Below are 23,144 nucleotides of genomic sequence, written 5' to 3' on the forward strand. Positions count from 1 at the left end.
AAGGCTGAATCATTAGCTTTATTATGGTAAAATACAACATATTAGTTAGAGGGAAGGAGGTTAACAATTGATGAAGACCTTGTTGGATAAATTATAACGATTATTCAGAAGAGAGTTTTGTTGTATTCGAAATCGCGGACCACCTTCCTTTATTAGTATCAGGAAATAAAAATATTGGAGGTTGGAACCAAGATGAGAAGCGAACAAGAAATGATGGATTTGATCTTGGACTATGCAAGAAATGACGAGCGGGTCCGGGCAGTTGGAATGAACGGATCCCGAACGAATCCGAACGTTCCGAAAGATATGTTTCAGGATTATGATATTGTGTTTATCGTCACGGATATGAATTCTTTTATCGCGGACAAAAATTGGGTGGACTGCTTCGGAAGCCGGATCATCATGCAAACGCCGGAAGACATGGATTTGTTCCCGCCCGAGTCGGATGGCAGATTCTCTTATCTGATGTTGTTTTCCGATGGCAACCGTATAGATCTTACCCTTTGTCCGATCGCGAAAAAAGAGAACTGGAATGGCGGCGACAAACTTTCTATTGTGCTGATGGATAAAGATCAAATTCTGCCGAATCTCCCGGCGCCAACCGATCAAGATTATTGGGTGAAACGTCCGTCATCCGCTTTTTTTGCGGATTGCTGCAACGAGTTTTGGTGGGTTTCAACCTATGTGGCCAAAGGCTTGTGGAGACAAGAAATTACTTACGCGATGGACCACTTGAATATGGTTGTAAGACCGATGCTGATCAAAATGCTCGAGTGGAAGGTTGGCATTGACACTAATTTCTCGCTGAGCACCGGGAAAAATGGAAAATATTTAGAAAAGCACCTGCCAAAGCAAACCTGGCTGGCATTGCTGTCGACCTATCCGGAGGGGACATATGAAGGTGTGTGGAATGCCTTGTTTGTCGCAATGGATTTATTTCGCAGCACGGCGAAAGAGGTTGCGGAACTATTGAATTTCGAGTATCCGCTCGATGATGACAGAAAGGTCACGGCATACTTGATCCAGGTGCAGCAATTGGAGTCGGGAGCAAACTCAATGTAATCATTTATATCGTGAAATAAGCCAAAACCAGTCAAGCATATATTTGTTTGGCTGGTTTTTGTATGGAAGTGCAATTCCTTAAACCCCGCAACGAACGGGATGTGTGCTTCCGAAAGCTTTTCTGAATTTTTGAAAAATAGACAATAATGTTAACCTGCAGCTCCATTACGGTTGAGTCGGATGTAAGCATCGTGCTCGCCAGTAAAACTACTCGTTACAACGCATCGTTTCAATAAAAAGTCGTAAAACGCACAAACGAAAGTCGTAAAATGCACAATCAAATGACGTGTAAACAATGATAACATACTACAAAATTTGATGTGGTTTATGTTATCATCATGTTAAGAATAATAGGGACTGCCCAAGTACGCTCACGGCAGTTCTTTTCTTTTATCCAAGGGGGACAGACGATGGGGGGAACAATCCCGCGAATTTCATGGAATTCCATCCGTTTCAAGCTGGTGGTCGGTTTATTGGCCGTTACCGTTCCGTTAATCACGCTGCTGATTTACAGCAATTATTACAGCATAGGCGTCGTTCACAACCAAGTGGCGCTGTCCAGCAAAAATATGGTGTCTTTGTACATGGGGCAGATCGATACCCAGCTTCAGGATGCGGACCGTAATTTGCTCAGTTTGGTCAATTCCAATTTCGATATCGCCTCCATGGACAACCCTAAATCGGATGACGAGTATGTGCTCGCCAAACATCGCGTTTCGAATACGTTAGGGAGAGATATTGTTCTTTATAAATCAGTCGATGCTTTTTTTGTATACTCTGAGTCCAGGCGGGATTTATTGGACGTTTTCAAATCCGCCGTCACATTTGCGGAACGCGATCAAGTGGAGCAGTATATACAGCGTTATTTAAGCGGAAATCCCGATCATGCGGATGCAGGCAATAACAGCTGGTTTGTGCAGTCAATTGGACAAGACTACTACATGCTGCGCATCGTCAAATCAGGGACTTTATATGTCGGGGCGTGGGTAAACGCGAAGACGCTGCTCGTACCGCTCAACTTGATCGATCTCGGCAGTGAGGGGAGCTCGCTGTTCGTAACCGATCAGGGAATACCTATGGTCAGCACCAAGCCGCTGCCGGATGAAACGGTCGATTTCACGAAGGGATTCGGGCAATATTACATGTCAGGAAGCAAGAATAATTTGCTCATTGTCGGGGAACCTTCTCAGGAAGGTAATTTCAGTCTGGCCGCCGTCATTCCGGACCGGCAAATTTTGCAAAACCTGCCGATGATATCCCGGGTCATTGAGACGATATCGTTCGCTTCTATCGGACTGCTGCCTATCAGTTTTTTATTTCTTCATAAAATTGTGCTCGTTCCGCTTCAACGTTTGATTGCTGTCATGAGAAGAATCAATGACGGGAATGTCAATGTCCGGATCGAATCTTACCCGGCCTCCGATGAATTTCAATTGGTCAATCAAACCTTTAATAAAATGATGGCGCAAATCGAACAGCTCAAGATCAACGTTTACGAAGAGCAGCTGAGCAAGCAAAAGGCGGAGCTTCAGCATTTGCAGCTGCAGATCAATCCTCATTTCTTTATGAATTCTTTGAATATCTTGTTTAATTTGGCGCAAGTGAAAAACTATGAATTGATTCAAGAGATGACCTTGTGTCTGGTCCGATATTTTCGTTTCATGTTTCGCAGCAATTTGACGTTCGTCTCTTTGCATGATGAGCTGCAGCATGTTCGCAACTATGTCCGAATTCAGGAGCTCCGGTTCCCGGGCAGCTTGACCTGTAACATCGACGCACCGGACTTCCTGGAAAATGTCCCGATACCGCCGCTGCTGATCCAAACGTTCCTGGAAAATTCGATCAAGCACGCTGTTACGCTGGAGGAGCCTGTACGCATTTCCGTTGATATCGATTTGAACGAAAAGGGCCTTGAGCCATGCATCGAAATCGTGATCCGCGATACGGGCAAAGGCTTTTCCGAGGAAGTATTGACGGAGATCCAATCCGGGAATCGCGTGATTGATCAGCAAGATGAGCATATCGGAATCTGGAATGTTCGCCGGAGGTTGCAGCTCCTTTATGACGGGAAAGCGGCTATTTCCTGCTATAACGGTTACCCACGCGGCGCAGTTGTCGAAATCAAGCTTCCGTATCAACCGGAGCGATAGGTAGGAGAGGGGAAGGATACCGATGCTTCAAATATTGATTGTGGATGACGAAATTCATGCCGTTGAAGGAATCCGATCGGGAATCGATTGGCAGAAGCTGGGTATCACCTCTGTATGCACGGCTATTACAGTCAATCAGGCGAAAGCGATATTTGAACATCAGCGAGTCGATATCATGCTGTGCGATATCGAAATGCCGCAGGCTACAGGGCTGGAGCTGGCGGAATGGGTAAGGGAGCGGTATCCGCAGACGGAAACGATTTTTTTGACGTGTCATGCCGATTTCAAATTTGCCAAGCAAGCGCTGCAGCTCGGAAGCCTGGATTACATTCTGAAGCCGATCCCGTTCGGCGAGCTGGAGAAAGTGATTCTTAAAGCAATCGAAAAAATCAACAAGGATACGGAACTGGCTCAATACAGCCAATACGGCCGCTTTTGGTTTCAGCATCAACCGGTGCTGATCGAGCGGTTTTGGCTGGATATCATCCAACAAGCGATACCTCCCAGAGCGGAGGAGGTTCGTCGTGCCGCTGCCGACCGCAACATCCCTTTTGCCGAACAAATGACATTTGTGCCGGTGCTTATCAGTATTCAAAGATGGCATAAACCTGTGACTTTGCAAGATGAGAGGACATTGGAATTCGCGCTGAAAAATTCCGCTGAGGAAATTTTGCTGGGGAACAGCCGAAACGGTCAAGTGATCACGCTGGACAACGGCAGATTGCTTGCCATCATACCTTCCAACAGCTTAGCCAACTTTGAATCGTCGCTAAAGCAAACGTGCGAACGTTATATTGACGCGTGCAGACAATATTTTTATTGCGACCTATCCTGTTATATCGGAGAAAACGTACATGGACACGAAATGTTTGCGGTGGTAACCCGTCTGCATGAGTCGGAGAGAAATAATGTGGCTTACAATAATAAGGTTTTCCAGATTTCGGATTTTCCATTACAACCTTCCACGGAACAGCTTCCCGACATGGGATTATGGGCTGTCATGCTTCAGGAGGGAAGGGACAACAAAGTTTTGGAGGAATCGTCCGGTTATTTGGAGCGGCTGATGCAGCTCAATATATTGGATGCGAGGCTGCTGCGCCAATTTTATCAGGATTATCAGCAAATGATTTATTATGTTCTTCAGATGAAAGGAATACGAGCACATCAATTGTTTAGCGATAACGTCTCGCTGGGTTATGCCGCAAACGCGATCCGTTCCGTCACCGATCTGATCGCCTGGATGAAACACGCGGTAAACAAAGCGATGGAGTATATAAGAACGGTTGAACAGTCCGGTAGTGTTGTCGAAAGGGCTATCAGCTACATGAAAAAACATATAGCGGAAGATTTGACCCGGGAAGACATTGCCAATCATGTATTTTTGAATCCGGACTATTTGACCCGCATATTCAAGAAGGAAACCGGGATGGCCGTCTCGGACTATCTGTTTCAAGAGCGTCTCAAGCTTGCGCAGGAGCTGCTCGCGAAGACCGATATGCCGATCGGCGCCGTCGCTTCGCATATCGGGTACGCCAATTTCTCGCATTTTTCCCGGATGTTCAAGAAGCATACCGATTTGAATCCCAATGAATACCGCCAACTGCATCAGCAAGATCGCAAGTGAAAGGTAGTCGGCAAATGCATATTGAAAAGTCGTGAGCGGAGCAGTGGTTATACCGCAGTGTAAGTAAACTGAATGTAGTTCCGCCGATGATTCCCGTTGAGTAGAATGCGGTTTCATGCGGGGGCCACCAAAATGAAGTGGGGGATTGCCATGAAAAAGAGATTCACGTCGGCAAGCGCGCTTGTTATCGGATCCATGCTGTTGTTATCCGCTTGCGGCGGCAGTAACGGGAGCGGGGCACCGGCGGCGGGGGATAAAACTTCTGCAAAACCGGCCGAAAAACCGACGGAGCTGACCGTAGCTTATCCGATTTTCGGCCCGGTACCTAAAGATTTGCCCTTGGTACAGGAGGCCATTAATAAAATCGCGCAGCAGAAAATCAATGCGACCGTGAAATTGACGCCGATCAGCTTCGGGAACTGGCATCAACAGGTTAACTTGATGCTGAGCAGCAATGAAAAATTGGATTTAATGCTCGTATACGGTAGCAGATACAGCGGATATGTAGCGAAAGGGCAAATCGTTGCGCTCGACAAACTGATCGAGCAGCAGGGTCAAGGGATTAAAAAAGCGATGGACCCGGCATATCTGGATGCTTCCAAAATTGGAGGATCCATCTATGCGGTCCCGACGATACGCGACTTTGCCGGCAGTTATGGAATTGTGATGCGGAAAGATCTCGTCGATAAGTACCAGATCGATGTCAATAAAATACGTACATTGGACGATTTGGAACCGGTGCTCAAAACGATCAAGGATAAAGAGCCGAATATGGCGCCGCTGGTGCCTTCGACTGTAGGCTCGTCATTTCTCGATTTCTATCGCACGTATGATCAGCTGGGCGATACGATCGGCGTGCTGCCGAACTTCGATAATAATTTGAAGGTAGTGGATTTATACGAGACGCAGGAATATAAGGAGCTTCTAAAAAAATTAAGAGGCTGGTATACTTCAGGCCTGATTCTGAAAGATGCGGCCACGAACAAAACATCCCAGTACGATTTGATCAAGTCGAATCGCGGCTTTGCCTACTTTGCCCAGTTGAAACCCGGATTTGAGCAGCAGGAAACGAGGGGCAGCGGTATGGAGATGGTTTCCGCCACCTTTATTCAGCCGACAACGGCAACCAAAAACGTCACGAGCCAAATGTGGGGGATTCCGGCCAACTCCAAGACACCGGAAAAAGCGATGGAATTCCTGAACCTGATGTATTCCGACAAAGATATCGTCAACCTGATCGATTGGGGTATCGAAGGAAAACACTACGTCAAATCGGATAATGTCATTGACTACCCTCAAGGTGTTGACGCTCAATCATCAGGCTATAACGTGAATCAGGGATTCATGTTTGGAAATCAATTTCTTTCCTATGTATTTAAGGGTGATGACCCGAAAATTTGGGAGAAAACGGAACAATTCAACAAGTCTGCGCTGAAATCCAAAGCGCTCGGCTTTCAGTTCGATGCCGAGCGGGTGAAATCGGAGTTTGCCGCGGTGAGCAACGTCGTCGCGGAGTACAAGCTGCCGCTTGAAACCGGCAGTGTCGATCCGGATACGATTCTACCGCAATTTATTTCCAAACTGAAATCCGCCGGAGTCGATAAAGTCATCGCGGAGAAACAAAAACAGCTCGACGAATGGGCCAAAAACAAAAAATAAACGTTTCGATGCAGGTTCTTTTGCCCCGGTCCATTTATCTAGGATCGGGGCATTTTTATTTGTAGACCGGTGCGAAAGGATAGTCGGCAAAGTGCTAACCGGAAGTCGTCGGAACGGTAGTGAGTGTGGCGGGTTTTAAACTATGATGAGTTTACAGCAAGAAAACATTCATCCTTAAGGGAAGGGGAACGTACGGAATGCCAGGACACGCACTCAGTTTAATCAGGAAGAGAATTTGGAAGTACAGTCCGCTCTATCTGATGATGCTCCCGGGAATTGTCTACATGATCATTAATAATTATTTGCCTATGTTCGGTTTGTTCATCGCCTTTAAGGACATTAATTTCGTCAAAGGGATTTGGGCGAGCGATTGGGTCGGTCTTCAAAACTTCAAGTTTTTGTTCCAATCGACGGAAGCTTATGTCATTACCCGCAATACGCTTCTGTACAACGCGGCTTTCATCGTGATCGGTCTCGTCGTTGCAATAAGTTTTGCGATTCTTCTTAACGAAATTAAGAGCAGATTAGCCTCCCGTCTGTATCAAAGCATCATCATATTGCCTTTTTTGATTTCCATGGTATTGGTCAGCTATCTTGTGTATTCCCTGCTTAGCATCGAGAGCGGATTTTTGAACAAAACGATTTTGCCTGCCTTGGGCATCGAGCCCATCTCTTGGTACAACGAGCCGAAATATTGGCCGTTCATTCTTACGGTAGTCCATACCTGGAAGGGAGCCGGGTACGCATGTATCGTTTACTTGGCGGCCATCGTCGGCATCGATCCGGAGTATTATGAGGCGGCGACGCTGGACGGAGCTTCCAAATGGCAGCAAATTCGCATGATCACGATACCTTTGATCACCCCAGTCATTATCATATTGACACTTTTGGCGATCGGACGAATCTTCTACTCCGACTTCGGCCTTTTCTACCAAGTTCCGATGAACGCGGGTGCTCTCTTCAGCACCACGAACGTCGTCGATACGTATGTGTTCCGCGGACTTTTGCAGCTAGGCGATATCGGAATGTCATCCGCGGCAGGCTTCTATCAATCGCTCGTGGGCTTCGTGCTTGTTATCGTGTCCAACTATGTGATCCGAAAAGTCAATAAAGAAAACGCGTTGTTCTAGGGGTGAACATCATGAATAAGGAAAATCAGGTTTGGCAGTGGGCTGCGCATATCGTTATGGGGTTGTTTTCTGTTACCTGCTTGCTTCCGTTTATCCTTTTGGCGATGTCTTCGATCACCGAAGAAAAGACCATCTTCCAAAATGGGTATTCCTTCTTTCCGAAGCAGTTCAGCTTTGCCGCTTACGAATATTTGTGGCAGCAATCGTCGCTTATTTTCAACGCTTACGGGATTACGGTTCTCGTTACGTTAGTGGGAACGACGGCAAGCCTCCTGATCACGTCGATGCTGGCGTATCCGTTATCGCGACGCGACTTGCCAGGCGGTATGTTCTTCGCCTTCCTGCTGTTTTTCACCTTGTTGTTTAATGGCGGACTCGTTCCGACTTACTTGATTTACACCCAGGTGTTCCATATCAAAAATACGATTTGGGCGCTGATCGTTCCGGGACTGTTAATGAACGGATTTAACGTGCTCCTTATGCGTACCTTCTTCATGACCACCGTCCCCGTTCCGGTACTTGAAGCGGCAAGTATGGACGGCGCGAGCGAGTTTAAGATGTATTACAAAATTGTCATGCCGCTGTCGCTTCCGATTTTGGCCACTGTCGGTTTGTTTCAAGGGCTTGCGTACTGGAACGATTGGAACAACGGTTTAATTTATGTCACCGACCCCAAATTGTTCAGTCTGCAGAACGTGCTCAATCGGATTATGAGCGATATCCAATTTTTAGCCAGCAACAGCGAAGCAAGCGCGCAAGCGGGTACGGCGATCGCTCAGCTTCCGAGCGAGACGTTCCGCATGGCGATCGCGGTCATAGCGGTTGTCCCGATCCTGATCACGTATCCGTTCTTTCAGAAATACTTCATCAAAGGCATGACCATCGGCGCTGTCAAAGGCTGATCCAAATACACTAAGAAGGAAGTTGATCTACATGAACAAAAAGCTGAATATCGGAATTATCGGCTGCGGAGCCATTGCCAATCAAAAACATATGCCTTCGCTCGCGAAGCTGGGTCATTTGGGCAGGATGGTCGCTTTTTGCGATGTGGTGGCGGAAAGAGCAAGCAAAGCGGCAGCTGATTTCGGCGATGCGGATGCCAAGGTCTTCGAGGATTATAAGGAGCTCTTGAAGGACGGCTCTATCGATGTGGTTCATGTTCTGACCCCCAATCTGTATCATTCCCAAATTACAGTAGATGCATTGGAAGCAGGCAAGCATGTCATGTGCGAAAAGCCGATGGCGATTAACTCGATGGAAGCGAAAAGAATGCTGGATGCAGCGAAGAAGAGCGGCAAAAGACTGACGATCGGTTATCAAAACCGGTTTAAGGAAGAGTCGCAGGTGCTGAAGCGTGCCTGCATCTCCGGCGATATGGGTGAAATCTATATGGCCAAAGCCCATGCCGTTCGCAGAAAGGCAGTGCCCACCTGGGGCGTTTTTACGGATAAAAAGCTGCAGGGCGGCGGAGCACTCATCGATATCGGCACCCATGCTTTGGATTTGACGCTTTGGTGTATGGACAATTATAAGCCGAAATCGGTCACAGGTTCCGTCTATTATAAGCTGAAAGACAACATGGAAGGCAATTTATTCGGGCCTTGGGACCCGGCAACCTTCGATGTCGAGGATTCCGCGTTCGCCTTTATCAAAATGGAGGACGGTGCCACCATTTTCCTGGAATGCTCCTGGGCTCTGAACACGACGGATGCGAAAGAAGCCAAAACTTCATTGTTCGGCGTCACAGGCGGGGCCGAAATGAAGTTGGGACCGGACCGGAAAACGGAGCTCGTCTTCAATACGGCCAAGTACGGCAAATTGATGGAGATGAAGCCGAATTCGCTCTCGAGTGTCGCTTATTTCAGCGGCGCGGATGACAATCCCGGAGTATTGGAGGCGAAGCAATGGCTGGAATCCATTCTCCAGGATACGGAGCCGCTCGTCACTGCAGAACAGGCCTATGTGGTCACCCAAATCTTGGAGGCCGTTTATTTATCGGCCGAGACCGGGAAAGCGGTGGAGTTATGAGTAAAGTGAAAGTAGGCGTTATCGGCTGCGGAAATATTAGCTCGATTTATTTTCAAGCCGGGCAAACCTTTGCCAATTTCGAAATCGCCGCTTGTGCCGACTTGAATCTGGAGAGGGCACAGGCGTGCGCGGAGCAGTTTCAAATTCCAAAAGCCTGTACGGTGGAACAGCTTCTGGCCGATCCGGACATTCAGCTCATTATTAACTTGACGATTCCGGCTTCGCATGCCGACATTCATTTGCGTGCTCTGGAGGCGGGAAAACATACCTATGGGGAAAAACCGCTGGCCGTCGAGCTCGAAGACGGACGCCGCATCCTCTCGCTAGCGAAGGAAAAAAATCTGCTCGTCGGCGCCGCTCCCGATACGTTCTTGGGCGGCGGCATCCAAACCTGCCGCAAACTGATCGATGACGGCTGGATTGGTGAGCCCATCGCGGCAACCGCGTTTATGATGTACCACGGCCCGGAGAAATTTCATCCGAATCCGGATTTTCTGTATCAAAAAGGAGCCGGTCCGATGTTTGACATGGGCCCTTATTATCTTACCGCTTTAATCAACCTGATTGGACCTGTATGCCGCGTTACCGGCGCAGCCCGAACGACGTTTAAAGAACGTATGGTGCGCAATGAAACGAATTACGGCAGGAGGTTTCCGGTGGAAACCCCGACTCATATCGCCGGTATATTGGAATTTGAAAATGGAGCCGTAGGGACGATCGTCACCAGCTTCGATGTTTGGGGGACGCGCGTTCCGCACATTGAAATTCATGGTACGACGGGATCGCTTATTGTCCCTGATCCGAACCACTTTGGCGGTCCGATCTATATCAAGAGACAGGATTATACCGAATTCATCGAGGTGCCGTTAACCCACGGCTTTACGACGAACAGCCGGGGCCTCGGCGTTATGGACATGGCAAACGCAATTCTTCATGGGGGCGGGCATCGTGCAAATGGAGAGCTGGCCTATCATGTACTGGAAATCATGCATGGTTTCCATTTCGCCGCAAACGAAGGAAAGCATTACGAGATAAAGAGCACCTGCTCGAAACCGGCGCCTTTGAACATGAATTTGCTCAAAAACGGAATGGCGAACGGGTATACAATCTAAGGGAGAAATCAAAATGAGCTTATCTATCGGACTGCAAGTGTTTTCGATTCGAAAGGAATTGGCCAAAGATTTCTGGGGAACGCTCGAGAAAGTGGCCGAAATCGGGTATAAACATATTGAGTTTGCGAACCATACGGCCGGCACGGATTATGGCGTAGGTTTTCATATCGATGCCGATACGCTGAGGCAAGGGTTGGACCGGCTGGGGCTGAAAGCGATATCCGCTCATATTCATCCGATAAGCCTGGACATTATCGATGGTACGATCGATTACCATCAGGCCATCGGCAACAACTCTCTAGTGTGCGGTATCGGTTTTTGGAAAAACAAAGATGACGTTTTGGCCTTCAGCAAGAACCTGAATGTGATCGGCGAAAAATGCCGCAAGCGGGGGATGGACTTTTATTATCACAATCATTTTATGGAATTTCAGGAATTCGACGGACAAACCGTGATGGATCTCATTCTGGAACATACGGACAAAGATTTCGTGAAAATCGAGCTGGATACGTATTGGACGATTAGGGGCGGGGTGGACCCGGTCGCATACCTTCGCAAACTGGGCGATCGATGCGATCTCATCCATCAGAAGGATTTAACCGCAGCGGCGAATCCCGCCAATATATTCGAGACCATCGGTCATCACTGTGAAATCAACGTCGACAAATTCCGTGAGTTTTCCAAGGTGGAATATTTTACGGAAGTGGGAGAAGGGACGATCGACATCCCGGCCATTATTAAAGAAGCCACAAATATCGGGGCCGCCAAATACATCATCGTAGAACAGGACCATTCGAGCAGAAATGAGCTCGACAGCATCGCAATGAGTTACCGCAACTTAACGAAGCTCTTGAACGATTAACCGCTGCAAGGGGGGAACGACGTGATTTCTCTGCAAAGTTTATCTGACATCATCGAACAAAGAAAGAACCGTCTCATTGACATTAACGATAAAATTTGGGGATACTGCGAAACCCGGTATGAGGAGTATCAGTCTTCCGCCCTGCTTGCCGCTGCACTTGAGGAAGAGGGATTTCAAGTTGCAAAATGTGCCGGAGGCATCGCAACGGCCTTTGTAGGAAGCTACGGCAGCGGAAAGCCCATTATTGGCATATTGGGAGAATTTGATGCCTTATCGGGACTAAGCCAGAAAGCGGGAGTGAGTGCGAAAGAAGCGCTCGTTGAGGGCGGTAATGGGCATGGCTGCGGCCATAATGTCCTTGGAACCGGATCTCTTGCCGCAGCAATAGCGATTCGTCACTACATGGAACAAAATCATTTGAGCGGCACTATCCGCTTTTATGGCTGCCCGGCTGAAGAAGGCGGCAGCGGAAAAGCGCATATGGTCAAAGCCGGTCTGTTCGATGATGTGGATGCTGCTTTAACCTGGCATCCATGGGATGAAAACCTGGCCTATCATGCCAGGATGCTGGCTACGTGCCAAGTTTATTTCAAGTTTAAGGGTACGAGTACTCATGCTTCTTTCAGTCCACATTTAGGCCGAAGCGCTTTAGATGCAGTGGAATTAATGAATGTCGGAGCGAATTATCTTCGAGAGCATATCATTCCGGATGCCAGGCTTCATTACGCGATTACCAATGCCGGAGGTTTCTCTCCGAATGTGGTTCAAGCGGAGGCGGAAGTGCTTTACAAAATCCGCGCTCCCAAGGTGCAGCAGGTTCGCGACATTCTTGACAGGGTGTGCGATATTGCCCGCGGAGCGGCATTAATGAGCGGAACGCAAATGGAAATGCAATTTGATTCGGCCTCCGCCGACCTCATTCCCAATATTACCTTGAGCTCATTAATGCATGAGCAATTTACTAAAGTAGGTGCCGAAACCTATACCCCGGAAGAATTGGATTTCGCCAGAGCGATTCAGGCGACATACTCGAGTGAGGAAATGAAAAGGGTACACGCGGGCAATGGGAAAGTACTGTCAGACAAGATCAACCCTTATTCGGTCGAACCGGATTTTCTCCATGCTTCTACAGATGTCGGGGATGTGAGTTGGATGGTTCCTACCGGCCAAATTTATGTGACCACATGTGCGTATGGAACTCCCGTGCACAGCTGGCAAATGGTCGCGCAAGGGAAATCCAGTGTCGCCCATAAAGGTTTGCTGCTGGCCGGTAAGGTTATGGCCGCTTCCGCCATAGAAATGATGCAAAATCCGGAGTTGATCGAAAAGGCCAAGGCAGAACATAAACAACAGTTGGAAGGGGAGGTTTATGTCTCCTTGCTCCCTGCGGAGGCAAAACCTGCTCCAATACGACGAGCCTGACGACGTTGCTCGCTTTTGCTTTTGCATGAGAGGGGACCAAGATGATCAATGTGGGGACATCCGGCTTGAAGTCCGTCGATACAAAAACGAATAAGAGGTTTATTTTATTTTTGCTCGGAATTACCTCGTTAGTAAACGGCTTCGCCCAATTTTTCTATAATCCCATACTGCCTTTGGTTCAGGCTGAGTTCAAAACAACCTTATACTGGGTTAATTTTACGGTAACTATGTTTACCGTTTCGATGGCGATTATGCAGGTCGTGTTCGGTTCCATGGCCGATCGCAAAGGCAGGAGGCGGGCACTGCTTATAGGTGTATTCCTGTTTGTCCTTGGCTCTTTCGGGGCTGCTTTTGCGAAATCCATCCTTGTCTTGTTGATAGCCAGGGTGGTGCAGGGGATGGGAGCCGCAGCGGTTCCGGTAGTTGCGGCAGCCGTCATCGGGGATTTATTTGAAGGTCAAGAACGGACTAAGGCCATGGGAACTTATCAGGTTATTATGGCCTTAACCCCTGCGATAGGTCCCTTGATTGGCGGAATCGTTGGCGGGAAGTTCGGTGTTTTTGGAGTTTTTCTATTTCTTGCTATAGCAGGCATTATTATTTTGATGGCGAACGCACTTTGGTTAGGGGAGAGTAAACCACCCCTGGAGTCAGCCACGGCAAAATTTTCGATCCGCTCATTCACAATATTTTGGGTCCATCGTAAAAGTCGGGCAATCATGCTGATCGGATTTGTTCAGGCATTTGCATCGACCATTGTGCTAGTGTTTATACCTAACATTCTCCAGCATTATTTTAATGCTTCTCCCGAAATAACCGGGGCTTCATTTTTATTCATGTCGTTATGTTTTATTCTCAGCCTGAAAGTCGGCGAGAGGCTTCAGCTTGCATGGGGCACAGAGAGAAGCTTTATTCTGGGATGCTGGCTGAACGCAATGTCGCTTGTATTCTTCGGTCTTTTTATTTGGATTTCCATGCCGCTGGCTATTGTGCTCTTTTGTTGGTTTGGCGCTACATACGGCATATCTTTTCCGCCGCCGCTTACGATGCTGACGGAGTTGTTTGACGAGGAACGGGCCGTTGCGGTCTCGCTGTATAACTTGTGCCGGAATGCAGGAGTGGCTGTTGGACCGATTGTAGGGGCGATGCTTTATTCCACTCATTCCGACTTGATATTATTTGGAGCAGCCGCCGCCGTATATGGATTGGCTATCGCAATTTCCCGGAACCTTTTATAAAACGAAATCCAAGGAAATCTTGGATTTTTCTTTTTTTGCAAGCGACTTTTTAGTTTATTCAGTCACCGTCGCCAGAAGCGCGGGACAAGTACCGGTCTACTATGCTCACCGCAACGGGAGCGGTTACGAAGGGCGGGGAGTGGATATGTTTGTCACCAAGGAAGGATATGTCAACGAATCTTTGGACCCGCTTTATCCTTTCGGTCATGGACTGTCTTATACGCAATTTTCCTACTCGGAGTTGGAATTGTCGAGTACAAAGGTAAGTCCGGAACAGGTTTTGACGGTTTCGTGTAAGGTTGCAAATTCCGGCTCCAGAGCCGGGGATGAAGTGGTCCAGCTGTATGTGGCTGATTTACTTGCGTCTGTCGCACGACCTGTCAAAGATCTGGTCGGATTTCGGCGAATACATCTTCAGCCCGGAGAAGAGAAACGTGTCAAGTTCCAAATATCAATAAGCCAGCTATCTTTCTTGGATCGCAAGATGGAATGGATCGTTGAGCCGGGGATAATGTCTCTCATGATCGGTTCATCCTCAAAAGATGTCCAATTGGAAGATACCTTTGAAATCATTGGGAATCGGACGGTTGTTGGGAATAACAGAGAGTTTTTCGCCAAGGTTACGGTCGCGGAATAGCTGCAGGTGGATGAATCAACTGGGTTAGACGAGCTGTACCAATTCTCCATAAACGTCGAATACCGAACCGTCGAGGAAATATATCCGGAGTCACCGACAACCGGCTTTGCCAGTGTCTGCAAAGAGGACCGCCGATTTATTACGGCGGTCCTTTGGGTTCTCACACTTACGCAAATCCATTACCCGATGAATCGCCTTGGCGAATTGGATCATGATTCGCTATGCACAAGGCAGATGCACCGTAAACTCGGTCCCGCGGCCGACCTCGCTTTGTACCGAAATGAAGCCCCGATGCGCCTCGACAAATTCTTTTGCAATGGCAAGCCCCAGACCCATGCCGCCCGTATGGCGGGAGCGCGATTCTTCAACGCGATAAAAACGGTCGAACAGGTAGGGGAGTTGGTCTGCCGGGATACCGACTCCGGTGTCCGCAATCGAGACGGAGGCAAGCCGCGCTCCATCATGGAAGCTTTCCGTAATTCGGAGCGAAATCCTTCCACCGGACGAGGTGTACCTCATGGCATTGATCAACAAATTATAGAATACTTGCGTAATCCTGTTGGAATCGACGAACACATCCAATTTTTGTGCCGGATACGTACGAACAATGGCGATATGCCGTTCTTCCGCCTCCGGCTTTAACCTGTCGATGATCCGATCCAAAAGGGGGACAAGATTGGTTTTGGACCGATCCAGCCGCAGTTTGCCTGCTTCGGCCAGTGTCAACTGGTGGAGATCGTCGACGAGCTTGGACAAACGGATAACTTCATCCTGTATGGGCAATAACGTTTCCGGAGGAATGTCCCGTCCTCCCTCTTGTATGACTTCCATATTACATTGAATAATGGAAAGCGGCGTCCTTAACTCATGAGCCACATCGGCTGTCAAATTTTTCCTTACTTCTTCTGCGCGTAATAACTGCTGAGACATATGATTGAGCGCTTCGGTGACTTTCCCGAATTCGTCGCGTGTTGTCACGGGAATGCGAATGTGAAGCTCTCCGGCTGCTATTTTTTGTATGGCCGGTATAAGACGGTTCAGGGGTTTCGTTAATTTCCTCGTTAACCACACGCCAAGAAGCAGTGCGACGATCCCGGTTACGATCGGTACTCTGAAGCTCGAGGTACGCATCGAGTCCAGAATATACTTTTTTAATACATCATCTTCGGGCGATTCCCACCTATCGGCATAGATCATGCCGACCGTCGTTCCGTTTACCGCGACTGTATTCAGGTTCCCCTTCCGTACCAACGACCCGGGATCGCCTGACCCTTTATAAAACAGGATGCTGCCTTCAGGAGACAATAAAGCGATCTCGCGTTGATCCGGATTTCGCTGCTCCCATTCGTTTGAAATTTTCAATTCCTCTATGCCTGCCCACGAATTGTTATGTTCCTTGTAGTAGCTTTCAAACAACTTCGTCGTTTTTGCCTTGAAATAATCATCAAAACGGTTCTTTAAATATCCTTGGGTCGCCCCGTAGTAACCGAGCGTGACAAAAAGCACCAAAACCGCCATCGCGCCATACAATTTATCCCCGATGCACCACCGTACGTTCATAACTTGTCACCGAATCGATAACCGAATCCGAACACGGTTTGGATATACTTCGGGCTCGCCGGGTCGTTCTCGATCTTTTTCCGCAAGTTGCTGATGTGGGAGTCGATCGTGCGCTCGTAGTTGATGAAATCGTCTTCCATGATCTTTTTCATCAGTTGAAGCCGACTGAATACAATACCGGGCTTGGCGGCCAAAGTAATCAGCAATTTAAATTCGGTAGGAGTAAGAACGATTTCCGCGCCATCCTTCATCACTTGGCATTTCGATTCGATAATCGTCAAGTCACCCCTCAGCATCGTCTGAAGTTCTTCGGGTTTGCCCTGAATGCGGCGCAACACGGAGCGTATTCTCGCCGCGAGCTCTCTCAAGCTGTAAGGCTTGGTCATGAAATCGTCGGCTCCGATTTCCAAACCGATAATTTTATCCGTTTCCTCCGTTTTTGCCGTCAGCATAATGATGCCACAAGAGCCCATGTTCCGAAGTTCGCGGCAAACTTCAATTCCGCTCATCCCCGGAAGCATCCAATCCAAAACAACCAAAGCCGGACGCTCCGTTTTGGCTGCGGTCAGCGCATCCTTGCCCGTGGTGGCGGTCACAATCCGAAATCCTTCATTTTGCAAATAGGCAGCCATCGCCTCAAGCATTTTCACTTCATCGTCCACCAGAAGTAAAGTTGTTTCCATCTAAATCCCGCTTCTTTCCACTGTTTTTACTCGTATTATAGCTTAATTTTTAAGCAAAAAAATAATCGCCAAGAAAAAAGGATATGTTCTCCACAACTCCTTAACATGGGCCTGATAAGCTGGGTTTGAGCGCGGGTGGCAGCGCATGCGTCTGCGCCGGAAAAGAGAACCCAGGAGGAGAAAAAAATGGCCCCTATCAGAGTACGTTACATTGTCGACGATGTGGAAGCGACAATCGCCTTCTACACACAGCATCTTGACTTCATTGTCAAAACGCATCCTGCGCCCGGTTTTGCCGTTTTGCAGCGAGGTGACTTGAATCTTCTTGTGAATGCAAAAAATGATCCGGGCGGAGCCGCTCAAGCCATGCCGGATGGGCGAAAACCGGAACCCGGCGGCTGGAATCGGATTCAAATCGAGGTCGATGATCTGGGCGGCCTTGTCGAGACCCTGCGTCAAGCAGGCTTGCGCTTCCGCAATGATATTATCACAGGTTTTGGCGGTAGGCAGATCTTGGTGGATGACCCATCAGGTAATCCTATCGAACTTTTTGAGCCTCCAGGCAAATGACGGAAAGAACATGATCGCAAAAAAGCAAAGAGGAGTAATATACAGATGAAAATGAAGCTGATTTCATTCGTCATACTTTGTGCATGTCTGCTTGTTCCAACGATTGCCTTCGCTGATGTGCCGAGCGGTAATGTCGGGTACGGGTTGACACCCGGACGACTCAGGGCCATCGTGGCTGCGGTGGTGGGGCTGATCAGCGTGGTCATCGGCGGGCTGTCTATGGCCCGTTCCGCCGGTCGTTTCGGCACCGGCAGCGGGCGAGCCGGAGCCATCGTGGCCATGGTGCTGGGGCTGATCGGCATTGCCCTCGCCGTGCTGCATTTGGCGGGCTCCACCGGCGGGTTCGGCACCGGCAACGGGCGGGCCGGGGCCATCGTGGCCATGGTGCTCGGGCTGGCCGGCTTGGTCCTCGCCGGGCTAACTCTGGCCCGCTCCCGCCGTGCCGGTTGATCCGTTCTGAAAAAACCATCGATTATTCCTCAAAGTCCTTGATCTTCAAGGGCTTTTTCAACTTTAAAGAGAGTTTAAGTTTACCGCTGTAAATGGGAAGCGTTGAAAATAAAAAGATGACCCCTGATGAATTCAAGGGTCATCTTCCGGCAGCGGAGGGTAGAAAAAAATAAATTGAATGCAAATAAACGCTATGATATAATCTATAGCGTCATTGACAAATTCAAAAAAAACCGTATATGCATTTTTATCCCTATCTTAATTTTACATCTGGAACTTTGATTTGTCAATGCTCTTTTTTATCCCAAAAAAACGGAAAAAGGAGTGTTCATGCAGAGATGGAAGCAAAGGATTGGCGGCAGGAACAGGAGCGGCTGGAGCGGATCAGAAACAAGCTGCAGACGAGAATCGCTATGCTTGAGCCGGAGGTTGCCGGACTGCGCGGTCAGGCTGCGGACATCCGCAAGCGGTTTTGGGAAGAAGTTACGATCAACACAAGCACGTACGAAGATTTCGAAGAAAGCTTCTATACGATTAACCAGCAGTCCGCGGTATTGGCCGAACGGGAGCGAGGCCACAAGCTGCTCGTGCAGCAATGGAAAAGCATGAATCGTCTGCTCCCGTCTCCTTATTTCGGACGCATCGACTTCAAGGAGGATGGCCTGGATCTCAGCGAACAGATTTATATCGGCGTATCTTCCTTCGTCGACGAAGATGGACTCAGCTTTTTAATTTATGACTGGCGTTCGCCAATCGCGAGCATGTACTACGACTGCTCCCCCGGCCCGGCGTCTTATGTCACGCCGGCCGGACGAATCGAAGGGACGATGGAGCTCAAACGTCAGTTTCAGATTCAAAACGGGCAAATCCGGGGCATGTTTGACGCGAGCGAAACGATCGGAGACGAATTGCTGCAGCAAGTGCTCGGCAAAGGTGCGGACTCGCAGATGAAGAGCATCGTGGCAACTATCCAAAAGGAACAAAACGCCATCATCCGCGACGACAATAGCCGAATGCTTATTGTACAAGGAGCCGCCGGCAGTGGCAAAACTTCCGCGGCATTGCAGCGGGTGGCGTATTTGCTGTACAAACACCGCCAGACGATCAAGGCCGATCAGATCGTTCTTTTCTCGCCGAATCCGATGTTTGCCGGTTATATCTCCACCGTCCTTCCGGAGCTCGGCGAAGAGAACATGCAGCAGACGACTTTTCAAGAATATCTCGACTATTGGCTCGGTTCCTCGTTACGGCCGGAGGATCCCTTTGATCAGATCGAATATGTACTGACCGCACAAGAAACGCCGGGGTATGAGGCTCGTCTTCAGGGGATCGAATATAAAGCTTCCGAGGCTTTCCTGCAAGCCCTGCATAACTATGGAATGTGGTTGGGACAAGAAGGCATGCGGTTTAACGGTATTCGGTTTCGGGATCGCGATTTGATTACAGCGGAGCAAATGAGTGCGAAATTTTACGGTTATGACCGTTCCCTGCCGCTCTACAACCGCGTCGTTCTCCTGCAGGAATGGCTGTTGAATGAACTGGCATCGCTGGAACGGATGGAACGGGACGCGCCTTGGGTGCAGGAAGAGTTGAATTATCTCGACACCGAACAGTATGCGGAAGTGTTCGGAATGCTGCATAAAGAGAAGGAAGTATTCGACCTTGCGGAACAATTTGCCGCAGTTCGCGAGAAACTGAACAACAAACGCCGGGAAGATGAAGGCGACTTTGACTTCGCCGAACGGGAGGAGGATCTGCTCCGCCGAAGGATCGTGAAGGAAATCTTTAAACCACTAAGGAAAAGTGTGAAAAAATTTTCGTTTGTAAATGTCAAAGGCATATATGGCCAATTGTTTGACGACGAAGCCGCTTACCGGGAGAAAACGAATGGGGCCGTCATCCCCCCGCTGTGGCCTGAAATATGCAGGCAGACCAAGGAGAAGCTTGGTCGGAACGAGTTGTTCTACGAGGATGCAACCCCTTATTTGTATGTAAAAGAACTGATCGAAGGCGTCAGGACGAACACGGAAATCCGGTATGTTTTCGTTGATGAGGGCCAGGATTATTCGCCGTTTCAATATGAATATTTAAAAAAGCTGTTCCCCCGCGCCCGGATGACGGTGCTCGGCGATTTCGGGCAGGCGATCTTCACGCAGGCTACAAGTTTGGACGCACCCGATTCGCCGCTGGTCCGTCTATTTGGCGAAGCCGAAACAAGCCTTGTCCGTCTTGTACGCAGCTATCGCTCAACGAAGGAGATAGTCGAATTTACGAAATCGATGCTCCCAGGCGGCGAAGAAATCGTACCGTTCGAAAGGAGAGGCCCAAAGCCCCTTCTGACGAGACTGGACGGCGGAGAGAAGCGTGATGCGCAAATTGCAGCGGATATCGCGGCGCTTAAGAACGAAGGCTTCGATTCCATCGCCGTCATTACGAAGACCGCCGCCGAAAGCCGGAAGGCCTATGAATCGTTACGGATTCATGGAGGCGAAGCACTGCAGCTCATTACGAAGGAGACGTCAGGCTTTGAAAAAGGGGTGATGGTCATTCCCGTCTACCTCGCCAAAGGTGTCGAGTTCGATGCAGTCCTGATCTACGATGCTTCGCCAGAAGCTTACGGCCGGGATAACGAACGCAAGCTTCTTTATACGGCGTGTACACGCGCCATGCACCGGCTTCAGCTTTACACGACGGGCGATTGGTCGCCGTTCGTGCAGGCATTGCCTGCGAATTTGTACGAGAAAGCAGCTCAATGAGCGGCAAAGCGGCAAGCGGGAGCCTATGTTCGACTCCTGCGCAAGCAAAACGGCGGGGACAATGTCTGTCGTTGATCGCGAATCGGCTCCGATTCGCATGTATGCAAAATCGCCTTGGCTGATAGTTGGCCAAGGCGATTTTTTTTGCGGGTACGACGACCGACTTTTCTTATCACATTCGCCTTTTTGATCAATTAAGACAAAAATAAGCGATATTTCATCTTGTTTGTATGCCTGCTCCGGTGTGAGAATACAAGTACTGTTCCGCGGCGGATTACGAAAGCGCTTCACATTTCGTTCCGGCCTGAAATTCATACAAAAGGAGTGGGAGGACAATATGGAAACCCCTGTGCAAGGCTCTTTGATGAAAACGCATCATAGAGAGCCTGCAGTGTTCGCGAAAAAAAACAAGTGGAGCAAGCTGAAACGATACCTGCCGGTTTATGCCCTTTTCGTTCCCGTGCTGGTGTATTATGCGATCTTTCACTATGCTCCGATGGTCGGCGTGATCATTGCTTTCAAGAAATATACTTTTCTCGACGGGATATTCGGAAGCTCTTGGGTTGGACTTGCCCATTTCAAGCGGTTTATCCAAAACGGCGATTTTTGGATCGTCTTCCGCAACACGCTTGTGCTGGCTTTCTACCGGATTGCGTTCGGTTTTCCGGCCCCCATTCTGTTTGCGCTGCTGCTTCACGAGATGAGATTCGCCAGGTGGCGCCGGCTGTTTCAAACGATCTCTTATTTGCCGCATTTCGTATCCTGGGTCGTCGTTTACGCGCTGATGTACAACTTCTTTTCCGAGACGGGGTTTATTAATGCTCATTTGAAAGCCTGGTGGGGTTACACCTTGCCGTTCTTGTCTTCGGCGGATTATTTTCGGACGATGTTCGTTGGCAGCGCCATTTGGAAGGAAATGGGCTGGAATGCAATTATTTTTCTCGCCGCGCTGACCCGGGTCGATCCGGACTTGTATGAGGCGGCCTCCATGGATGGAGCCGGCCGCCTGCAGCGAATGTGGCATATTACATTGCCCGGCATTCGCAGCGTGATCAGCATCATGTTCATTCTGAGCCTCGGCGGGATCCTGAGCGTCAGCTTCGAACAAATCCTCGTGATGATCAACCCGCAGGTCGCTTCGGTCGCGGAGGTCATCGACTATTATATTTACCGCGTCGGCTTGCTGAATACGAACAACTACAGCTACGCGACGGCGGTAGGCTTATTCCGGTCGGTTATAGCGCTTATGCTTGTGCTCATCGCCAATAGTTTGGCGAAAAAAATCGACGAGGAGGGCGGCATATGGTGACCCGCACATCCGGAAACATCGCGAAGCCGGGATTTACCGACGTCGTCATTTGGTTGATCTTGCTGCTGCTCAGTCTGACAACGCTTTACCCGTTCTTGAACGTATTGCTTGTCTCCTTTGCCAATATGAAGGATGTCGTGGAACAAGGCGGGACGCTGTTGTTTCCCAAATCGATACATCTGGACAGCTACAAGTACGTTCTCCGGTTTTCCGGCCTGCTTGATGCTTATCGCGTCACAATCTTTATCACCGTAGTCGGGACGCTCGTCAACCTGATCATGACTTCGCTTGGCGCCTACGTACTTTCAAACCGCGAGCTGCCGGGGCGAAATGCGCTGATGATGATCGTGCTTGTCTCCATGCTTTTTAGCGGCGGGCTGATCCCCACGTATTTGGTCATCCGTTCTCTGCATCTCGTCGATACCGTCTGGGCGCTCATCGTTCCGTTCGCCATCAATTCGTGGCTTCTGATTCTGATGCGCAACTTTTTTCAGGGCATACCCGCCGGCCTGCGGGAATCCGCAAGAATCGACGGCTGTTCGGAGCTCGGCATTCTCGTTCGGATCATCCTGCCGCTGTCGCTTCCGATTGTTGCGACACTGGCCTTGTTTTACGGCGTGGGCCACTGGAACGAATACATCAACGTCGTCATCTACATCAACGATCCGAAGCTTTCCACACTGCAGCTCATATTGCGAAAAATGTACACCTTCTCGATCGATCAACTCGACGGCGACAGCCTGCCGCCGCCTGTCGAAACGATCCGGGCCGCCACCGTTATGATGTCTACGCTGCCGATCGTGGCGGTCTATCCGTTCCTGCAGAAATATTTCGTGCAGGGCCTCATGGTCGGCTCCGTCAAAGGGTAGTCCAAGGATAGTCCTATGAGTTA

At 49.2% G+C, this 23,144-nt stretch carries 19 protein-coding genes; 17 read left to right on the forward strand and 2 right to left on the reverse strand.

Translation table 11 applies throughout. The annotated features are described in order from the left end of the window. The first annotated feature begins 192 nt into the window (after nt 1–192). The 12 genes from MYS68_RS37565 to MYS68_RS37620 all read left to right on the forward strand — a co-directional run bounded on the left by MYS68_RS37565 (nt 193) and on the right by MYS68_RS37620 (nt 14,924). Nucleotides 193–1,062, forward strand: coding sequence for an aminoglycoside 6-adenylyltransferase (locus MYS68_RS37565; protein ID WP_248930625.1), 870 nt, complete (start codon nt 193–195; stop codon nt 1,060–1,062). Nucleotides 1,063–1,472: 410 nt separating this feature from the next. Then, complete coding sequence (locus MYS68_RS37570) at nt 1,473–3,212, forward strand: sensor histidine kinase (protein WP_248930626.1); 1,740 nt, start codon at nt 1,473–1,475, stop codon at nt 3,210–3,212. 22 nt (nt 3,213–3,234) lie between these two features. After that, on the forward strand, nt 3,235–4,836 hold the full coding sequence (locus tag MYS68_RS37575; RefSeq protein ID WP_248930627.1) for a response regulator: 1,602 nt from the start codon (nt 3,235–3,237) through the stop codon (nt 4,834–4,836). A 150-nt stretch (nt 4,837–4,986) separates the two neighbouring features. After that, nucleotides 4,987–6,495, forward strand: a complete 1,509-nt coding sequence (locus MYS68_RS37580; protein WP_248930628.1) for an ABC transporter substrate-binding protein — start codon at nt 4,987–4,989, stop codon at nt 6,493–6,495. Between the two features lie 197 nt (nt 6,496–6,692). Then, nucleotides 6,693–7,625 (forward strand): ABC transporter permease, encoded by a 933-nt coding sequence (locus MYS68_RS37585; RefSeq protein WP_420852193.1) that lies wholly within the window; start codon nt 6,693–6,695, stop codon nt 7,623–7,625. Nucleotides 7,626–7,636: 11 nt separating this feature from the next. Further along, nucleotides 7,637–8,527, forward strand: a complete 891-nt coding sequence (locus MYS68_RS37590; RefSeq protein WP_248930630.1) for a carbohydrate ABC transporter permease — start codon at nt 7,637–7,639, stop codon at nt 8,525–8,527. A gap of 31 nt (nt 8,528–8,558) precedes the next feature. Continuing rightward, nucleotides 8,559–9,653, forward strand: coding sequence for a Gfo/Idh/MocA family protein (locus tag MYS68_RS37595; RefSeq protein ID WP_248930631.1), 1,095 nt, complete (start codon nt 8,559–8,561; stop codon nt 9,651–9,653). Beyond that, nucleotides 9,650–10,765 (forward strand): Gfo/Idh/MocA family protein, encoded by a 1,116-nt coding sequence (locus MYS68_RS37600; protein ID WP_248930632.1) that lies wholly within the window; start codon nt 9,650–9,652, stop codon nt 10,763–10,765. The genes MYS68_RS37595 and MYS68_RS37600 overlap by 4 nt, the downstream gene beginning before the upstream one ends. 13 nt (nt 10,766–10,778) lie before the next feature. Continuing rightward, complete coding sequence (locus MYS68_RS37605) at nt 10,779–11,627, forward strand: sugar phosphate isomerase/epimerase family protein (protein ID WP_248930633.1); 849 nt, start codon at nt 10,779–10,781, stop codon at nt 11,625–11,627. A 21-nt stretch (nt 11,628–11,648) separates the two neighbouring features. Then, nucleotides 11,649–13,049, forward strand: coding sequence for a M20 family metallopeptidase (locus MYS68_RS37610; protein WP_248930634.1), 1,401 nt, complete (start codon nt 11,649–11,651; stop codon nt 13,047–13,049). Between the two features lie 41 nt (nt 13,050–13,090). After that, nucleotides 13,091–14,287, forward strand: a complete 1,197-nt coding sequence (locus tag MYS68_RS37615) for an MFS transporter (protein ID WP_248930635.1) — start codon at nt 13,091–13,093, stop codon at nt 14,285–14,287. Further along, nucleotides 14,250–14,924 carry a fibronectin type III-like domain-contianing protein gene (locus MYS68_RS37620; RefSeq protein ID WP_248930636.1) on the forward strand — a complete coding sequence of 225 codons (675 nt, stop codon included), beginning with the start codon at nt 14,250–14,252 and terminating at the stop codon, nt 14,922–14,924. The genes MYS68_RS37615 and MYS68_RS37620 overlap by 38 nt, the downstream gene beginning before the upstream one ends. Before the next feature lie 219 nt (nt 14,925–15,143). On the opposite strand, the gene MYS68_RS37625 is transcribed toward MYS68_RS37620, so the two are convergent. Together MYS68_RS37625 and MYS68_RS37630 are read right to left on the reverse strand one after the other, a co-directional pair. Then, the gene (locus MYS68_RS37625) at nt 15,144–16,484 is read right to left on the reverse strand and encodes a sensor histidine kinase (protein WP_248930637.1); all 1,341 of its coding nucleotides are present in this window, start codon (nt 16,482–16,484) and stop codon (nt 15,144–15,146) included. Beyond that, complete coding sequence (locus MYS68_RS37630) at nt 16,481–17,167, reverse strand: response regulator transcription factor (protein WP_248930638.1); 687 nt, start codon at nt 17,165–17,167, stop codon at nt 16,481–16,483. Before MYS68_RS37630 ends, MYS68_RS37625 begins: the two co-directional genes overlap by 4 nt. Nucleotides 17,168–17,353: 186 nt before the next feature. Here MYS68_RS37630 and MYS68_RS37635 point away from each other — a divergent pair, with 186 nt between their 5' ends. The 5 genes from MYS68_RS37635 (at nt 17,354) to MYS68_RS37655 (ending at nt 23,121) form a co-directional block, all read left to right on the forward strand. Beyond that, nucleotides 17,354–17,737 carry a VOC family protein gene (locus tag MYS68_RS37635; protein WP_248930639.1) on the forward strand — a complete coding sequence of 128 codons (384 nt, stop codon included), beginning with the start codon at nt 17,354–17,356 and terminating at the stop codon, nt 17,735–17,737. Nucleotides 17,738–17,782: 45 nt separating this feature from the next. Next, a complete protein-coding gene (locus MYS68_RS37640; protein ID WP_248930640.1) occupies nt 17,783–18,187 on the forward strand; it encodes a DUF6223 family protein in 405 nt (134 codons plus the stop codon). Between the two features lie 338 nt (nt 18,188–18,525). Then, entirely contained in the window at nt 18,526–20,943 is a 2,418-nt protein-coding gene (gene helD / locus MYS68_RS37645) for an RNA polymerase recycling motor HelD (protein ID WP_248930641.1), read from the forward strand. Nucleotides 20,944–21,280: 337 nt separating this feature from the next. Next, nucleotides 21,281–22,252 (forward strand): ABC transporter permease, encoded by a 972-nt coding sequence (locus tag MYS68_RS37650; RefSeq protein ID WP_248930642.1) that lies wholly within the window; start codon nt 21,281–21,283, stop codon nt 22,250–22,252. Further along, the gene (locus tag MYS68_RS37655) at nt 22,246–23,121 is read left to right on the forward strand and encodes a carbohydrate ABC transporter permease (protein WP_248930643.1); all 876 of its coding nucleotides are present in this window, start codon (nt 22,246–22,248) and stop codon (nt 23,119–23,121) included. The genes MYS68_RS37650 and MYS68_RS37655 overlap by 7 nt, the downstream gene beginning before the upstream one ends. Nucleotides 23,122–23,144 lie beyond the last annotated feature (23 nt).

Origin of the sequence: Paenibacillus hamazuiensis, assembly GCF_023276405.1 — a bacterium.
Classification (GTDB): domain Bacteria; phylum Bacillota; class Bacilli; order Paenibacillales; family NBRC-103111; genus Paenibacillus_AF; species Paenibacillus_AF hamazuiensis.